Origin of the sequence: Erwinia sp. QL-Z3, from assembly GCF_004551645.1 — a bacterium.
Taxonomy (GTDB): Bacteria; Pseudomonadota; Gammaproteobacteria; order Enterobacterales; family Enterobacteriaceae; genus Erwinia; species Erwinia billingiae.
Map to the genome: position 1 here is coordinate 1 of NZ_CP037949.1, position 18158 is coordinate 18158.

The 18158-nt window shown below is 48.8% G+C and carries 13 protein-coding genes and 1 pseudogene; 6 read left to right on the forward strand and 8 right to left on the reverse strand.

Features of this window, described 5'->3' with window-relative positions; genetic code table 11:
- Positions 1–416: 416 nt before the first annotated feature.
- Positions 417–1187 carry a (S)-acetoin forming diacetyl reductase gene (locus E2F51_RS00005; protein ID WP_041691820.1) on the reverse strand — a complete coding sequence of 257 codons (771 nt, stop codon included), beginning with the start codon at positions 1185–1187 and terminating at the stop codon, positions 417–419.
- A 507-nt stretch (positions 1188–1694) separates the two neighbouring features.
- Between E2F51_RS00005 and E2F51_RS24225 the strand changes: the two genes are divergently transcribed.
- A complete protein-coding gene (locus E2F51_RS24225) occupies positions 1695–3005 on the forward strand; it encodes a PAS domain-containing protein (RefSeq protein WP_305765434.1) in 1311 nt (436 codons plus the stop codon).
- Between the two features lie 1080 nt (positions 3006–4085).
- Here E2F51_RS24225 and E2F51_RS00025 read toward each other — a convergent pair.
- The 5 genes from E2F51_RS00025 to E2F51_RS00045 all read right to left on the reverse strand — a co-directional run bounded on the left by E2F51_RS00025 (position 4086) and on the right by E2F51_RS00045 (position 10158).
- A complete protein-coding gene (locus E2F51_RS00025; RefSeq protein ID WP_134822382.1) occupies positions 4086–4865 on the reverse strand; it encodes a spermidine synthase in 780 nt (259 codons plus the stop codon).
- Positions 4866–5609: 744 nt separating this feature from the next.
- Positions 5610–5909, reverse strand: a complete 300-nt coding sequence (locus E2F51_RS00030) for an XRE family transcriptional regulator (RefSeq protein ID WP_134822383.1) — start codon at positions 5907–5909, stop codon at positions 5610–5612.
- A 122-nt stretch (positions 5910–6031) separates the two neighbouring features.
- Positions 6032–6229, reverse strand: a complete 198-nt coding sequence (locus E2F51_RS24245) for a type II toxin-antitoxin system RelE/ParE family toxin (protein ID WP_371732121.1) — start codon at positions 6227–6229, stop codon at positions 6032–6034.
- A gap of 883 nt (positions 6230–7112) precedes the next feature.
- On the reverse strand, positions 7113–8750 hold the full coding sequence (locus E2F51_RS00040; RefSeq protein ID WP_134822384.1) for a bifunctional diguanylate cyclase/phosphodiesterase: 1638 nt from the start codon (positions 8748–8750) through the stop codon (positions 7113–7115).
- A 463-nt stretch (positions 8751–9213) separates the two neighbouring features.
- A complete protein-coding gene (locus tag E2F51_RS00045) occupies positions 9214–10158 on the reverse strand; it encodes a helix-turn-helix domain-containing protein (RefSeq protein WP_134822385.1) in 945 nt (314 codons plus the stop codon).
- A 152-nt stretch (positions 10159–10310) separates the two neighbouring features.
- Here E2F51_RS00045 and E2F51_RS00050 point away from each other — a divergent pair, with 152 nt between their 5' ends.
- From E2F51_RS00050 to E2F51_RS00075, 5 genes and pseudogenes are all read left to right on the forward strand, one after another.
- Positions 10311–11309 (forward strand): carbon-nitrogen hydrolase family protein, encoded by a 999-nt coding sequence (locus E2F51_RS00050; RefSeq protein ID WP_167738368.1) that lies wholly within the window; start codon positions 10311–10313, stop codon positions 11307–11309.
- 2 nt (positions 11310–11311) lie between these two features.
- Positions 11312–12361 (forward strand): phenylacetaldoxime dehydratase family protein, encoded by a 1050-nt coding sequence (locus tag E2F51_RS00055; protein WP_134822387.1) that lies wholly within the window; start codon positions 11312–11314, stop codon positions 12359–12361.
- Positions 12358–13233: a transporter gene (locus tag E2F51_RS00060; protein WP_134822388.1), complete on the forward strand. Its 876-nt coding sequence runs from the start codon at positions 12358–12360 to the stop codon at positions 13231–13233. The genes E2F51_RS00055 and E2F51_RS00060 overlap by 4 nt, the downstream gene beginning before the upstream one ends.
- Positions 13234–13998: 765 nt before the next feature.
- Positions 13999–14371 (forward strand): annotated as a pseudogene (locus E2F51_RS00070) (VOC family protein).
- 273 nt (positions 14372–14644) lie between these two features.
- Positions 14645–15181 carry an AAA family ATPase gene (locus tag E2F51_RS00075; RefSeq protein WP_134822389.1) on the forward strand — a complete coding sequence of 179 codons (537 nt, stop codon included), beginning with the start codon at positions 14645–14647 and terminating at the stop codon, positions 15179–15181.
- 159 nt (positions 15182–15340) lie between these two features.
- Here the strand turns inward: E2F51_RS00075 and fhuB are convergent, their stop codons facing one another.
- Entirely contained in the window at positions 15341–17275 is a 1935-nt protein-coding gene (gene fhuB / locus E2F51_RS00080; RefSeq protein ID WP_134822390.1) for a Fe(3+)-hydroxamate ABC transporter permease FhuB, read from the reverse strand.
- Position 17276: 1 nt separating this feature from the next.
- The gene (locus tag E2F51_RS00085) at positions 17277–18113 is read right to left on the reverse strand and encodes an ABC transporter substrate-binding protein (protein WP_245174109.1); all 837 of its coding nucleotides are present in this window, start codon (positions 18111–18113) and stop codon (positions 17277–17279) included.
- Positions 18114–18158 lie beyond the last annotated feature (45 nt).

Consider the following 18158-nt stretch of genomic DNA (forward strand, 5'->3'; position numbering starts at 1 on the left):
GGCCTTTGGGCCCCGGCTTCCTTTTGTAATCATAAAGTAACAACAAACTTTATTCCCAATCCCGCTTCCTACACAAACTGCATATTGAGCCTTGAAAGCAATGCGGTGAATTTTAATCTTTTAGCAAAATATTATCACGCGCTGATGATTCGATTAAGAGGGAATGAGGGGTAATAAGTTCAAGGGAATTGTCTATGTTATGGATGACATAGAACCTTTCTAACTTCATCTTTAATTGCCAAGGTTATTGCAGATTGCCAGAATTGAGGCAGGCATTCCCCAACAGGAATCTATTATACCCGAGTGAAAATCAAGCAGAAGATTAAATTGGGGATGAAAGAACATACGAGCTGAAGCCTGAGTCACACGTAATATTAACTTACTCATGCCGAAGTATGAGTAAGTTAATGGATGGATCAGTTGAAGACCATACCACCGTCGATCAGTAGTGACTGACCGGTCATATAATCGGAGTCTGGCCCCGCCAGAAATGAGACGCATGCTGCCACATCTTCAGGTTCTGATAACCTCCCCAGGGTGATACGTTTCGAAAACTCTTGCGTGCCAAAGCCTGCAGCTTTACCCGCTGTTTGGGAAATTTGTTTGTCGATTGATTCCCACATGGGGGTTTTAACAATACCCGGACAAAAAGCATTTACCGTTATGCCTTTGGAAGCAAGATCCTTTGCCGCAGTTTGTGTAAGCCCCCGAACGGCGAACTTGCTGGAGCTATATACGGCCAGTTCAGGATTGCCAACATGCCCTGCCTGAGAGCAGGCATTAATGATTTTTCCTCCGTGCTTTTCCGCGCAAAAGGCATTAATAGCCGCCTGCATCCCCCAAATAACGCCCTTAACGTTTACGTTGTAAACCTTATCAAAAATTTCCTCCGTGATATCGGTAATCGGTGTTGAAGGCGCAATGCCTGCGTTATTGACGATGACATTCAGATCCCCCAGGATATGGCGTGCTTCTTCAACGGCACTGAAAACCTTATCGCGTTGGGTCACATCAACCTGCAGCGCGACAGCCTTTCCTCCCGAATGGATAATTTTATCCGCGATCTGCCGCGCTGTTTCAATGTTATAGTCCGCAATGGCTACCGCAAAACCATCCTTTGCCAGACGTAAAGCAATGGCAGCGCCGATGCCTTGACCGGCTCCCGTTACAAATGCAACTTTGTTCATCATAATGGCATCCTTAAAAAGTGAATCAGAAAATCTGTCTCAGGTACTACTGTTTCATCCGCGGATGGTTATCTTTTTCATCCGGGCAGGGCAGCGCCCACATCACGATCGGTGCCCCCATTACGTTACGAAACGTTTGTTCGTGTTGTACCGAACTGTGTATCAGGAATGGGTCAGCGCCACACGCATCGCCATAAGCCAAGAATCAACCCACACAGACCCTTGGCACCGGGAACGTGCGTATTTTCCCGTCACGGCTCTGCCTTCTCACAATTCAACACTTAAGTCCTGTTAATAATATGTTGGGTCTTTTGGCAGCTAAGTTCCAATAGTTAAAGCTGCTAACTTTGAGACGTATTTGATCTGGGACTTAACTATCCATGTAATTTTTCGCCAGGAACCTTACACTGCACTTTTCCTGTGCCATAAGATTTGTGACAGGGTGGGGGTTTGCCGATTATAAGCCTCGAAAAGCCCGGGGCTGATACATGCAACTGGTGGGCAGGTGTGGCAGGGATTTTGGATCAGGGTTGCACCGGGAGTATATCCCCAAAGATCTTTGCATATGCAGGTATAAAAGATGCAGGCCGCGTGCCGATAACATTCTGCGCAACTTTGCCATTATTATTTTTTGCCGGGAAAAATATGTTTCGTAAACTATTAAAAAAACGACCTGAAGCCGAAAGACCATTGGATCCGCTCACGCCGGCTGTTACCTGTGAAACGTTACCAGAAGTTGAAAGTGACATTGACGGCATGCTGCTTTCCGTTCCTGAACTTATGCGCGAAGGAGTATGGGTTATGGAGGGGCCTGATTTCTCCGGCAACAGCATTATTAAGCTGTCGCCCAGAGCCCGGAATCTGCTTGGGATGGCCCTGGGAACTCCTGACGACCAGTCTTCTCTGACGTCTTTCATGAGTAATGAAGATAAAGAGGCATTCCGGCTTTACATCCGCCGAGTTGTCAGCAATATCAGTGATGAAGGGCATACTTTATTATGCAGGCTCAACACCGGTGGCCATAAGAGTGAGTGGTTCAGCATCAGAGCTAAGCATGATTCACTCGGCACTACGCCTAATATCACCGGTACTCTGGAAAAAATCGACGATCAGGTTGAGCAGGCCCATCGTTTTGACATTGTGTCCACGCGTTTTGACCTGTCCCGTGAAATGCTCAACGATGGACTCTGGGATCTCGATATACTAAACGGCGACCCCATGAATCCACGTAACGTATTCTGGTGGTCTCCTCAGTTCAGAAAACTGCTGGGGTTTGAGACGGTGGAAGAGTTTCCTGACGTGATGGAAAGCTGGTCTTCCAGGCTGCATCCGGAGGATAAACAGAATGCACTCGACTCCTTTGTAAAACATCTGCTGGACCGAAGCGGTCAAACGGGATTTGATATTGAATACCGGCTGAAACTTCGAACCGGAGAATACCGATGGTTCCAGGCTCGCGGGCAGACCAAGCGTAGTCCAGATGGAACTCCGCTGCGGGCGGTGGGTGCGCTAATCGATATTCAGAACCGCAAAGACCGAATGATTCATCAGCGGAATGAGGTACAACGCAGGGAGCAGACAACCAGAACGGCTGATGAGATAGCAGAACTGGTAGCTGAAAATGGAGATATTGCTGCCCAGATCAAAATAATTTCCCTGAATGCAAGTATTGAGGCTGCAAGAGCGGGTGTACACGGGAGGGGCTTTTCTGTTATAGCCAGTGCGATAAGGGTATTAGCAGAAAGAACGGCGGATATCACTGGTCAAATATCCCGTTTGCAGATGCGTATCAGAAACTCATCTGGCGATAGCGATTAGCGCGGGATTGAGGAATAAACCCTGTTTTCTGAGAAATCATATACCAGTGAGCCTTAACGGTATCATCAGGACCTGTCTTTAAGCTGATATTGGGACAGTTGTTTCCTCCGGGATGCAGTAACTCCTGTCCCCAATATTCAGACAGACTTAGTGCCCAGGATGTGAGTGGTTAGCAAACCGTTAAATTCTTTACCATTCGGGAATGTCGTACCTCATCATTCACCCAGTTATTGCCAGTCAAGTAGCCGCTCTTACAAATTATTAATAGCGTAGGGAATTGAACGATGCACAGTTTTTGAAGCAGCACTGTACCATTAATCTCTTCATGAAGATGGACCGCATGCACGTCACCAAATTACTTTTTGACGTGCAATGTATGTCGTGAGATTTTTAAACATACCCGCATGACTTGATTTTGCCATTATTACGTACTACTTTTAAAGAGGCTGTTTGATTCCAAAAATAGAAAGGATTTAGTTAATAAATGAAATTAAAGTTAACAGAATCTGAATTATCTGATCTTAAGGGTAAGCATTTTGCCTCCACAACCAATGCATCTAAAAAATCTGTAACACAAGTCATCGAAATAATAAATCGTGATGGTCAATTTATGGTAATTCATGAACACTCAGGAAAAAGGAAAAAAACGCCATTTTCAGTGTTCATACTCAGATTCCCTTATAAGGTCAACTCTTAACGTACGTTATTCAGGGGCGCTGCCACGCACTTATTCACTATCTTATTTTGTAATATAACTATCGTACATTACGGTATCGAATATGAACAAGCAGACTCAGAGCGTAGTGAAAAGAATGGCCAGTTCAGAATAACCCTGCATATGGGTCACGTAAAAACGTATTTGGCTCGCAATATCCGGCTGAATGACCATCTCATAAACCAAATGTCAGTGGATGCCGTCGACGAGGGTATGGCTTAAGGCATTTCAGTTGCTGATTTTAAAATTTTTTCGGCCCGTGATGTCTTTGCAAGGTTATCAATGTGATTGCCCACATTCTAGATGTTAATTACTTGATTTATTTAACAAATCACCTGAATGTCCAAGGCCGTTCAGTTTCAAGCTCAGGGGAAGGGGGCGATGTTTTTTGACAAAAAATACAGATCCATTCCCAGTTTATCCAGTAACCGCTCAGCCTGAATCCTTCGTTCAGCAATGGGGAAATCACTCTTTATTTTTGCTGCAAATATAATAACATTTCCACTGGGCACTCGACAGAAAAGCACTTCTCCAAAAATTTTAATGAGAGAACGATGTAGTGGACTTTCTCTTCTTGGGATTTCGTGATAGTTTATTACAAGCCAGCCGTTATAATTCATTCTTTCCCTGCAGGTTATCAGGAAGCTTTCCGTCTCCTGAAATGGATCCATGTAAAAAGCAGAATAAAGATCCGAGAAAATCACATCGTAATGCTTTATACTTTTTTTCAGGTGCCTTTTCGCATCTTCGATGTGATAAGATATATTTTCTGAAACGGGTAAAGAGAAACACTTACGTGCTACTGAAAGTACATCTTTTCTTAGTTCCACGACATCTATCTCTATTTCATTATCAATGAAATTTAATGTCCTCACGAGCGCTCCACCTCCAAGCCCCAAAACTAAGACATTATCCGTGATCGTGAAAGCTACGGCCATTAACATGGCTTTAATGTAATTATGCACTGGCAATTTAACATTACTTTTAAGCATTTTGCTTTGCTCATTTATCCCTTCAAAACGAAGGACCCTGTAATCATCATAATCTGCAACGATAATGTCTCCATATTCATCCGTCACCTTCAAAACTATAATCTCCGTGGGGCGAAGAGATGAGCCTTTAAAAAAATCGCCAAGCAATGCCATTTACTGTTCTCAATCATGAAACATTATGAAAAAACATTATAACAATATTGGTTTATTCTGACACTGAACTTTTGTTCCAAAACCTTACCTGCAACTCAATAATCTGATCTGCCCCCTTATTTCTTGTGGGGGGGGTGACGACGCTTAAATATAGATGTCGTGGGTTTAGGCAATCAGTGTCGATTCCATAAAGTTAAAAATTCCGAAAAGTCATTAAGTGGCTGTTTCCGTTACGCTTATAAGTAACGGATCACTGCGGAGGAAGAAAGTGACTGGGACGGACTGACCCTTTTAATCCGGGCCCTGAAAGAGTGAACCCGATGTTGCGGGTAAAGGTCAGATTCCCTACGCTCAACGGCCTTTCGCATTCAGCACAGTGAAGGTTGCCTGCAGACGTTATTTTTTGCTTTTAAACTTAATTCCTTAAGGATGCACCCGGTGTGTTGCTGCCAGGGATGCGCGCATAAAAAAATCAGGCATGGGCCTTCTCTCTTAAAGACCACCTGGGGCGCCCATTCTTGCCGGTCACATCAGCCACAAAGGTGAAACTGCATACCTACGCTCAGCAAATAGAAAATAAGTCCTTTCAGGCGGATATCCAGGTTTTAGGCAATCAATCAATGAACGAGGATACCTGGATACCGAAACGACGGGAAAGGTTACGCATGTGATTTATTGCGACTGCTTTTGGCAATCCTTCCAGCAATCTCTTCAGGCCGCTCATAGCGGGCTACAACGCTGTCGTTAAAGCGTAAAATCGACGTGCTCACCGCCGGGCATATTTACGCCGATAGTAAGCTGGCCACCCAGCGCTTCAACATATCGCTTGAGCGTCGCAATTTTCAGGTCTTCACCGCGCCCCTCAATAGCCGCAACGGAAGGTTGTGCGATCCCCATGGCTTTTGCCTGCTGCTTTTGCGTTTTAGCCAGCGCCTCTCGAAGTTTATACAGCTGAGAATCAAGCCGAATTTCTGCAACTTTATTGTTCACCTGAGTCAGCTCCTCGGGTGTTAAATCAGCCATCAGATCATCAAGCGTCCTCATTTTCCACTCCGTTTAAGGTAGTCCAGGTGTCGGTGATACTCATTTTCAGCCGTTTTAATCATGGTTTTGTAGAAGCGCTTTTCATCTGTATCTTCTTTGTTACCCGCGCACAGAACAATGGCTTAACGTAAAGGGGCGAACACAAAAACACCTCTCACGGGCCGTCCATTGCTTTGAACTCTCAACTCTTTCATATCTGGGATCTTGGAGCCGTATAACGTATCAACGTGCGGGCGCCCGAGGTGGGGCCTTCCTGCTTCAATAAATTTAGTGCAGCAATAACGTCCAGCTGCATCGCCCTGTCCTGCTCTTTCAGCCATTCAGCGACTAAACCCGTGGTTTCAACCGCCCACACACGCTCACCTTTATATATTGCAGTCTATAAACAGGTTATACACTATAGGCTATATTTACAATGCTTAATAAGCATCATTTAGAAATACTTCTCCCGTATTACTCCACAACAAAACCTTTTACAGGAACAGTGCTTTCTTATACTGGCTGTCTGTAAGATTTACAGCCAAACGGAACACCAAAATGGCATGCAGATGGTTCCTTCCGGATCTATTTAGGATGTGCGCAGCCTGTCACTGCCTTTTGCCGTTTCGTTGTGGTTCCTTCCGGCCCGCTTCTATCGGGGTAAAGCACTCGAATCATTTTTGGTAGAGCACCATGACTCTAAATTTTGAAGAGTATAGTGTCATTGTGATATGTGGCTTAAGATTTTTACCCAGGCTTGTTTTCTTCTTAAGATATTGTAAAATAACGATTTTTTATGGTAATTTCATACTGAAATTCCCAATGACTTCATGGCTTAAGGAGATATAAAACTCACCTTTAGTAATCTTCAGCAGGCCGTTTACCCGTTAAAAAGCAAAGCCTCAATCACACCCGGCCTGTGTTTTTATGATTATGTTTACTACCGCTTATTACGAAAGTGTGACATACCACCCTCACTGCAGTACTTATCCCCGCTACTCATGTGTGATTGCCACGCATTTCCTTGCCTTGCCATTAATTGTTTGAAGCTGACTGAACCATACGGTGGCAGAATGTCACACTTTATGCTCAGAATGTTTAGCGATAACCCACAACCTGATGAAAAGGTGTAGTTATGATGACGGGAGTGTGTGGGTTTTTATTAAATCCAGATACTGAATCTACAGAGGGATGAATGAACATGCCCCCTGTACCGCACAACACTTATGACTCAACTGGGCAGTGAAGCAGATTGTCGCCTGAAAGAGGGATATGCCCCTTTAGGGTGGCGCCGAATTCCTGAAGAGCTTTACCCGTAAAAAGTCCGGATATCTCGTCTGCAGGGACAGGCATACCAAAAAGCCAGCCCTGCGCAAAGTCACAGCCGTGCGCCGACAACCAGCGTGCCGCCTCCATGTGTTCTATTCCCTCGGCCGTTATCTGCATCTCCAGACTTTTTCCCATGGCCAGGATCGCATCAACCATCTGGTTTTTCCTGGACGTTTTGAGTGCGATAAAAGAACGGTCAATCTTAATCTTGTCAATCGACAACTGTGTCAGGTGATAGAGGCCGGAGTATCCGGTGCCGAAGTCATCAAGCGACACGGTGACACCCATGGCCCTGAATTTATCCAGGTTTATTCTGGCGCTGCCCATGTTCGCGATAAGCGTATCTTCGGTAATTTCAATCTCGAGCCGCGACAGCGGCAGGCCTTCTTCCCGGAGAAGGCGCTGAATGGTTTCGGGCAGTGTCAGGTCTTCTGCCATGGAAGCAGGGATATTTAATGCAAGAGTCATGTCAGTATAGCGATCGCGAAAGTGCCGGCATGCCTGGCGAAGTAGGGATTCCGTCATAGCAGGCATACAGCCGGTGCGGTCCACTTCACTGATGAAATCGGCAGGCATCAGTAAGCCGCGCGCCGGATGATGCCAGCGAGCCAGAATCTCAAATCCTGATATCTTTCCGCTGTGAAGGCTGATGACAGGCTGGAACCAGGGGACAAACTCGTTGTTAAGCACGGCACTGCGAATTTCACGCTCAAACTGTTCTCTGCTACGTACAGCCTCCCCGAAAGAGAGATCATAGAAGCAAAAGGTGCCCCGCTCCGTCCTTTTCGTATGGTACATCGCAGTGTCAGCACAACGCAGCAGCGCGTCGGCCGTTTCGGCATCGTCCGGGAAAAGCGCGATCCCGATGCTGACTCCGGCTGAAAGAGGATGCGGCAGTGACATCAGCGGCTGTGAGAGTGAGGTACAGATGCGGGAACCCAGCGCGGCCAGCTCATCACGTCCGATCACGCCCGAGATGAGCACCGCGAATTCATCTCCGCCGGTGCGCGCGACAGTAATCTCCTTGTTGCTGAATGTACGGAGCCTGCCTGCTATCTCGCAAAGAGCATCGTCGCCCCCCGCGTGACCGTAGGTATCATTGATGGGTTTAAATCTGTCAAGATTGATAATCATGACAGCCGCAGTGGGACTTTCCCCTGTCAGCCAAAACGTCAGCTTTTCAATAAAAATGCGGCGGTTATAAAGTCCGGTCAGTTCATCGTGACGTGCAAGGCGAAATGCTTCCTGTCGCGCATCGAGAATTGCCTGGTAGCCCTGACTCAGCGAGACGACCAGGCGTCGGATGATCAGCCCGGGTATCGCCAGTGAGAGCGTGGCAAATGTGGTGGAGGTAATGATAAAACGCCAGCGTTCGGCGTCCTCGAAGCTACCATCATAGGGGATACCAAGTGCCGGAAGCACTCTCCCTTCAAGTTGAAACTCCCAGAGGGCCGCAAGGGACGCAACGCTTATGAGAGAGAGAAGCAACAGCAGGCCCAGCCTGAACTGCAGTATGTGAGTGCGTATTGTCACAGGTAACGCCTTATACGAAAGAGTGGTTATCTACGTTATCGGCGTAATGAAACAAAACCTGAACGGTCAGAACGTGGGTGCAGGTTTTCTCAGCACGGCTGATGGCCTCAGGTGGTTACAGGGATAAGAACAGATTCACCATGTCCTGTCGAAGATTTTAAGCCCATCCGCACAAAAACATACGGCTAATGCGTTTTTGATAAAAAGGGATATTTTGAGAGAGGTTTTTTATGCCAGAAATATCTTGTATAGGGGGCTCTACGCCGGCCCCCTTAAGAGTGCATTTTTTTTCTAAAAAATTACATATATGCCATCGGTTCGATGAAAAAATTGATCCCTTATTTTAAACCGGGCTGATGCTATGTTGAGTGAAACATCACGTTAAGGAATTTTCAAAAGCCAGTCATCGCGACAGGCATCAGATTTATTTCCCCTATTGTAACTTGTCATATGGCCATCCCAGCTAAGTGTTGCCAGCCTGATGACGGTACTCCGTTGGTGAGTAGCTGAATTTTGCCCTGAATACACGAGAAAAATAAGCCATATCATTGAACCCATACTTCCATGCAATCTGGCTGATGGGTATATCTGAATACACGGGGGATTTCAAAGCCAGTGAAGCTTTATTCAGCCTCTGAGTAAGGACATAACGGCCAAAGGTGGTACCGTCACTTTTCAGGAGCATACTCAGATAACGCGGTGAAATACGGAACGATTCAGCAATTCTTGATACTGACAGCGTGGTATCCGAAAGCTGCTGTTCTATCATTATTTTAATCTGAAGCAGCAGTCCTGCGGATGAACGGGGCGATCTTTTTACTTTGCATTCGTCTGAGACGATCACGGTAAGGAGCTCAAGGAGCTGCCTGTAAAGGACGCTGGTGTGATGTGATTGAATATCTTCCGGTTGCGCCATCAGGTTATTCAGAAGCACGTCAAGAAAAGGCGTCAGGGAATGTGTTTTGCCAAAGGAATACGCAACAAGGTGTTCTGTCTTTCCCAGTTCCTGTCTCAGATGCTCTATGGGTATCTGCACCACATGCTGGCGCGTTTCACCATGAAGGTGCAGTTCGTAGGGAAAGCGTGTGTCATAAAGCCCGAATTCACCCTGACCAAGACTGGCATGGTTCCCCGCCTGAATCACGGAGGTTTTACCCTGACTGATGAAACTCAACAGCATAGCATTATCAGGATGATTATCAGCCCCTCTTCGACATCTTATGACGTCCTGAGCACTGCAGCTGACTTCTGAGACCCGCAGGTCACCCCAGTTTCCGCATCTGATAATGCCGTACCGATCGTCTCCGGAAAAAGTACTTTCCAGCGGAACAAACGTGCGGCTGATGGCATGACGCCAGTATTCACTCCGGTCATCATACAAAACATCAGCAGTGTTATAGGTGTTCATGTCAGCAACCTCCGCCCTGGTTGGACATATTATGCAATATTCAGACCAGTTCCTTTTCAGACAAGCATCCTTTCCTTCATGTCATAACACCGCATCCGTAAGGGAGGATATATCTGTGTCTGCTGAGTTATTTTACCAGGAGACACAATATGATGAACAAACCGGTTACCGTTGCCTGCGTTCAGGCCGCCCCTGTTTTTATGAATCTTGAAGGAACCATAGACAAAACGATCGCCCTCATATCAGAAGCCGCACAGAAAGGCGCGGAGCTCATCGCTTTTCCTGAGACCTGGATACCCGGTTATCCGTGGTTCTTATGGCTTAACTCGCCCGCCATTAATATGCCCCTGGTTTATCAGTATCATCAGAACTCCCTCGTGCTGGACAGTGCTCAGGCGAAGCGAATTGCGGCTGCGGCGCAGCAGAATAATATCGTTGTGGTTCTGGGCTTCAGCGAGCGCGATCATGGCAGCCTCTATATCTCACAATGGCTGATTGGAAGCGACGGGGAGACCATTGGAATCCGGCGCAAGCTTAAGGCTACGCACGTGGAGCGTACGCTGTTCGGCGAAGGCGACGGTTCCTCCCTGACTACCTGGGAGACACCTTTGGGGAACGTCGGAGCCCTCTGCTGCTGGGAGCATCTGCAGCCACTGTCCCGTTATGCGATGTATTCCCAGCATGAGGAAATACATATCGCCGCCTGGCCCAGTTTCAGTCTTTACACCAGCGCAACGGCTGCGCTGGGGCCCGAGGTCAACACGGCTGCTTCTCGCCTGTATGCCGCAGAGGGACAGTGCTTCGTGATAGCCCCGTGTGCCGTGGTTTCTGATGAGATGATTGATTTCCTTTGTCCTGACGATGACCGTAGGGCGTTACTCAGTGCCGGGGGGGGACATGCCCGTATTTACGGCCCGGACGGAAGGGAACTCGTCATACCTCTCGGGGAGAATGAGGAAGGACTGCTTATCGCTGAGCTCGACCCTGCTGCGATCACCTTTGCCAAACTTGCGGCTGACCCGGTAGGCCACTATTCACGTCCTGACGTGACCCGACTCCTTTTTAATCCTTCATCCAACAAGACTGTGATTAAACGGTATTCGCCTCCAGAGCTAATTGCCGAACAGGCTGCCGAAGAAGAGGAGGAGTAGAAATGGAATCAGCCATTCCTGAGCATCTGCGTACCCTGCGCAGATGTCCCTCCGCCATGCCCGATAAACATGAGCCGCCCTTTCCGGCCTGGACCGCCCGATTCTCCCCCCTGGCCGGCCGGATAGTCATGGCGTACTTCGGTATCCAGGGGAGAAACTGTCCGGATATTTCTGCCCTGAATGAAGTCACTGATCGCTTTTCGTCATCGGATGGCCCCGGCCACTGGGACATAGCGTCATGCAAAGACCAGGCGGGTTTTTATAACCTGATGGCCATCGCCTACTGGTCATCCGCAGAGCAGTTTGAGAGCTGGAAACAGAGCAGCCTGTTCCACATATGGTGGAATTCACCAGAAAGGGAGAACGGGGAGTATGGTTTATTTCTGGAAGTTGTCAGCCCGCAGCCTGAAAGCTTTGAAACCATATTTTCAGACAGGGGATCTCCGGAAGGCGCCGCCCGGCTGGCAGAAGGCATGAGCGGTGAAATGCGCGAGCATGGCTACTGGGGGAGTGCCCGCGACCGGCTGCCTGCAGCTCAGAACACCCCCCTACGGGGGACCGGTAAATCCCGCTCACGTACAGCAAGTGGAAAACGGATTGTGCTGTCAGGAAGTAACAATCTCTGCCTCATTCGCTCCGGGCAGGACTGGTCGGCCACGCAACAGGAAGAAAGACAAAAATACCTCACGGAAATAGAGCCGGTGCTGCACCGGGGAATGGATTTTCTGAGAGACCAGGGCCACGCCATAGGCTGCCTGAGCTGCCGGTATATGCAGGTGTTAGATCCCTCATCACATGCTCTGACGGAGAAAACGTTTGGTCTGGCGCACTTTGCCGATATGGCCGCCCTTGAACTCTGGGCAAAAAGCCATCCGACACACGTGGCAATATTTGGCGGGTTCATGCGCTACGTGAAAGAGCTGAACTTTGATATCGCGCTCCGCCTGTGGCATGAAATTGTCGTTGTACCTGAAAAATCACAGTACTTTGAATATGTTAACTGTCATCCAGGAACCGGCCTGTTACGGCAGGACAGCGGAGGATCATTATGAATACGTTTTTTTGCCGTACCGGTATTTCTCTTGCAGCAGCATTAAGCCTGCCTGCAGATGCCCTTGAGTTTTCTCCCGGAGATTACGAGATGATGCCGGCGAATAAAACATTCGCGCTGGCCTATTTTCAGTATGCTCACAGCAATGAATACTATTCTCAGGGCAATAAAGCAGCCGGTGATTACAGATTACGCTCTGAGGCCACACTGCTGCGCTTTATTCATGGATTTCGTCCTGCGGAAAACGTCAGTATTGAGCCACAGATTATCATTCCGTTTGCCAGGGCGGATGCGATGGGAGATGCCAGCCCACTCGGGAGAGCGTCAGGGATGGGCGATATCATAGTGGGTATGCCTTTCAAGTTCAGCATGGACAACGAAGGAGCTGACATTCTTTCCCTGGCCCCTTTTATTTATGCGCCCACCGGGGCCTACAACAATGAAAAAGCTGTGAATGTAGGGGAAAACCGCTGGCGTTATCTGCTGCAGGGCGTCTGGATCCATCATTTCTCAGACGCCTGGGCATTCACTACGGGTGCGGATGTCTCCTGGACGACAGCAAATAACCGGTACGGTAATAATAACGCCCGGCTCAGTCAGAGTCCGCGTTACGAATACCAGGCTTATCTGAGTTATAACATTGCACCTGCCACGCAGTTTGGATTCGGCGGCGGATGGATAACCGGGGCCAGAAGCCGGATTGACGGTATTTCTCAATATGATCGGCTGGACAGCACGTATGTCCGTATCTCTGCGTCGCATTTCGTTACACCTGCCGTTCAGGTTCAGTTCTCAGGTGGTCGTGATATCTCTGTAGAGCAGGGATTCCGGCAGGATACAAATATCAGTCTGAGATTAGGTTACCTTTTCTGAAATTACTGGCCAGGGGCTTTCTCTGGCCAAAGATTTTCAATCTTTGTCGTTAGTTCTTTAAAAAGTCCCTGCATCAAACCGGGTAGCCAGTGGCCGGTACGACCACAAAGCGGAAGTTGCACACGAACTCCCATGTTAGGTACTCAACGGCGTCATAGATTGAACAGCATGGTAGATTCAGTAGTTAACACTGAATCAAGGATATCGCATGCTCAACATTTCAGAAGCAGATATAAGTGATTCTGACCTGGCGTGGCTGTTAAGCGAGCTCGATGCCTTTCAGAGCGAACGGTATCCTGCAGAAAGTAATCACTGTCTGGATCTTTCAACAGTTACTGACGAGCGGCTCAGGTGCGTTATCGTACGTGAGGAAAATAGCTAACCAGCAGGTGATGGTGATTTGCTATTTACGGAAAATGGCTCAGTTGAGATTAAGCGGGCTTATATTCGACCGGAAAACCGGGGAAGGAAGCCTGGAGAGCAGATAGTCGGTGCAATCGAGACGATTGTTTCAGAAAATAATTCGAGCCTGTTGCGGCTTGAAACAGGAATTCACCAGCAACCGGCTGTTGCACTTGATCGGGGATGCGGTTACGAGATATGCGATGCATTCCCCCCTTATGCTGCAGATCCGTTGTGTGTTTTTATGTGTAAAGAGCTTCCTTAACTTCACGTCTTTATGGAGCTAAGGATGTTATTCGTGGTCGAAATTTTATGTTAAAAGTAATGACCGGCCAGCTGTGCCTGAAACCTGACGGAGCAGAAATGAGAACGCAAAAGCGATACATGGGATATGTGGCGATCGTGGTCTACGACTACGATTGCGCGATTGAGTACTTACTACACCGACAAACTGGGATTCAACCAGGTCGAGGACCCGCCGCAGCCGGGCAAGCGCTGGGTTGTGGTGACACCGAATTCCGGGCGCGACTGTAATCTTCTCCTGGCCCTGGCTTCAAACGATCGGCAGGAAGGCTTCATCGGCAACCAGTGCGGCGGGCGGTTATTCCTCTTCCTGCAGACCGACGACTTCTGGCGCGACTACAACGCAATGAAGGCGAAGGGCGTCCATTTTTGCCAGGAACCGTGAGAAGAGGAGTACGGAACAGTTGTTGTATTTGAGGACCTGTACGGCTAACGCAGAGACCTTTACCTGAACAAGCAAAATTAAAGCTGTCTTACGGCTAGGTCGTCACGACCTATCCGCCCCCAATATAGTGTCCGCCTTTCGCCCATGGCTGCCCCCGGCTCCTAACCTGTGGCAGCCTCGTGCCAGGAGCGGACGTTGCCAACTCCGCATAGTATTGACTACACATTAGCAGATTACCGGGGCTTGCCGGATAGCATGAGAGATCCACAGGTTGTTATATATTTATCTGAATTTATTACGGTTTATTTGAGAGGTCGGTGAATGAACATTTCTTTATCATTAGATGACCTTGGCCCACGCATTTGCATTATGGGGCCATCAAATAGCGGCAAATCCACACTGGCAAAATCAATAGCTTCTAAAACCTCGTTACCTTTAGTCCACCTTGATCAATTGCATCATCTGCCCGATACAAAATGGGTTCCCCGTGAACCAGAAGATTTTTATCGGTTACATGAAGAGGCAGTTCGTGAAGAAAGATGGGTAATAGATGGCAATTACACAAAATGCATACATCCCCGACTTGAACGTGCTACAGGTCTGATACTGCTTGATGTGCCAGTAGCGATAGCGTTGCAGCGCTATATACGCCGATGTTACTCGTCAAAACCCAGGATCGGTGGCCTCAATACCCGAAGGGAGAATGTGACATGGGAAATGCTTAAATACATTGTGCATATTGCGCCTAAAAACCACCTTCGCCACAGGAAACTTTTCGAACAGGCAACCATTCAAAAGCTGATGCTGACATTACCTCGTGATATTGATTCCTGCTTCCAAAGATGGGATATTTCATAATATTTTCATATAATTAAGGCTTTCGATAAGAGTCATTCATCAGATTCTGTACCTTGCACAATTTAATTGGCTGGCTCGTTCAATATGAAGAGGACGTCATCAAACCTGTCGGCTTCTCGCTCAAAGCCACGCAGGATGAGCGAGGCTACTGTGCTATTTTTACCTTTTCTCCACTCTCAGCAACAGCCATAAAAACCAAGGTGCTCCAATCAAGGCGGAAAGCAACCCTGCTGAAATTGGCCACGGCCAGGCAATATTGCGCCCCAGCCAGTCAGCAAAGATCATTAGTAATGCGCCAAATAATGCTGCGACCAGGCATTGTGAGCGAAACCGGTAAGCGCCGCTGAAGCGGGCAAGTTGCGGAGCAATGAGCCCGACAAAACTGAGTGGGCCAATCAGAAGTGTTCCGCCAGCCGTGAGCGCCGCCGCGAGGAGTAAAATCAGGATATTGCTGCGTCGAAGCCCAATCCCCAATCCCCGGGCCGTGTGATGTCCAAGGCTCAGTATTTGCACCCAGCGTTTTAAAAGTAAGGCCAGAGGGATCAGTAATAATGCCTGTCCCGCCCCCCACATCGCGCGGTCTGCTGTAATACCTGACGTTGAACCGGTACTCCAGTTTAGCAACATCATCGCACGCGGATCGCCACTCATCAGCAAAAGCATACTCAATGTCATGCTAAGGTTAGTCATACACAAACCGATCATTACCATGGACTGCGGCTGGAAGTGTGAACGCAACCCGAAGAGAAACAGCAGTAACGTAGCCAGCGCACTTCCTGCCAGTGCAGCAGGAAAAAGTTGCGCCAGGGTCTGGTTGAACAGGGTTACCATCAACACCACCATCAGCGAGGCCCCGCTACTGATGCCGAGTAATTCTGGGCTGGCCAGTGGGTTGCCGCTTTGTCGCTGGATAAGGACACCCGCCACGGCCAGCATCGCACCGGCACTGAGTGCGCCGACCATTCGCGGCCAACGCCATTCAATCAACGTCCAAAATGTGGCCCCGTCAGGAGCGTGATTAATCCACAAAGAGACAATGATGCTACCCACTAAGAGCAACAGCAATCCTGACACACGTGCAAGCGTCAATGGCCTTCCGGGTGATGCACTGAAAAGCGGCGGGTTTATCTGCGGTTGATGTCGGCGGAACAACAAAAGCAGGATTAAAGGGACGCTCAGCAGCCCTGACAGCGCGCCAGTCGGCAAATCACCGCTAACCGGTGAAAGAAATTGTGCGAGTTGATCGATCAACGTCAGTAGTATTGCACCCAGTAGCGGAATCACTAATAGCTGATGGGTGAAGGTTCTCAGGTTTGTCAGCCGGATCAATGCTGGAGCAGCCAGCCCAATAAAACCCAAAATTCCGACCTGGCTGGTGACCAACGCACTGAGAGCAACGGCTATGGCAAGGGCGGCGACCCTCACTTTTATCACCGACACACCCAACGCCCCGGCGCTTTGATCGGAGAGGCCGAGCAAAGTAAGTGGTCTTGCCAGCAATGCGCTGACTGCAATCAATACCCCAATCGGCAACAATAAAAAATGGATCGCCTGCCAGCCATTCTGGCTCAGTGACCCGGCTTGCCAGTTGTATAAATCACTAAGATAATCATGGTTGAACAACACCATCAGTGTAGTGATGGCGTTCCCGTACAGGCTGATCACCATTCCAGTCAGGATAACTTTAAGTGGATCGAGTCCCTGACGGGCTATCAGAAGATAGAGTATCAATGCAGTCAGTGCAGCGCCCGCCAGCGCCAGGTTGGGGAGTCCGATAAACATCAGGCTGGGGAACACAATAATACTGGCCGACATGGCCAGATTCGCGCCAGCCGCGATGCCAAGCGTCGCAGGTTCTGCCAGGGGATTACGCAAAACTTGCTGAAAGATCAAACCTGCCAGCGCCAGCGCCATCCCGGAGATTACGCTGGTAGTCAGACGCGGCAGAAAACTGTATTGCAACAGAAGGCTGACCGTTGCAGGTGGATTGCTTAACCTGATTTGGCTCAGATTGCTGAGCAGCAGAAAGAGACAAAGCAGAGTCAGCAAAAGAATGAGAAGCCACGGAAAAACATATCGGGGTATTTTACGCATTTCAGTTGGACCCCTTGAGCGCCGCAGTGATGTGCTGCGCCAAATTGAGCGCGGTGGCTAAACCACCAAAAGGGAAGAAGTGCGCAAGTTCATGGGCCCGCCCACTACTGACCAGTGGCAACTGTTGCCAGAGTCCTTCCGGCTGACGCAGCCGGGAAACGCGCGTCATAGTTGTAGGAAGTTCAGTATAAAACAGGCAGTCGGCCTGCAATGACATCAGCTTTTCGATGCCTACGTTGGCTGTTCCCATTGAACCAACAGGTAAACTCCAGGCATTGCGCAACCCCAGCTGTGAAAGAAGAGCATCCGGCAGGCTGTTGGCACCATAAACCGTGGCATATTTTCCATCCTGACTGCGCACGGCCACCAGAATGCGTTGCCCAGCGACGTGAGTGAGTTGCTGTTTACAGCGATCAATAGCCAGACTAAAGGTCTGAATGGTTTGATCTGCTTTCGAGGCAATACCCAGTAACTGCCCCAGATCACCTATAAAGTGCAGTAAAGCCGGCCAAAGTTGGCCTGAGGGAGGGTACACCGACACGATTTGCAGTGAGGCGATACGTTGCAGGTTATCGAGGATTGCGGGCGCCAGATTATCACTGAGGATCAGCTCAGGCTGCAGGGCGCTTATCTGTTCCATATTGGGTTCCCAGTAAGGGCCAATATCCTGAACCGCGTCCGGTAAAACCGGGGTAGCGATCCGACGCCGAAAATAGCCCGTGTCAGAAACCGCCAGAGGGATAATACCAAGTGAAAGAAGTGTTTCTGCCGCTAGCCAGTTAATAGCGATAATACGGTGAGCAGGAGTGGCGGCTGGCGCTGGCGCTGCATTGAGCAACGGCAGAGCCAGTAACGCCCTCAGACAGTCACGACGGCTGAGTAA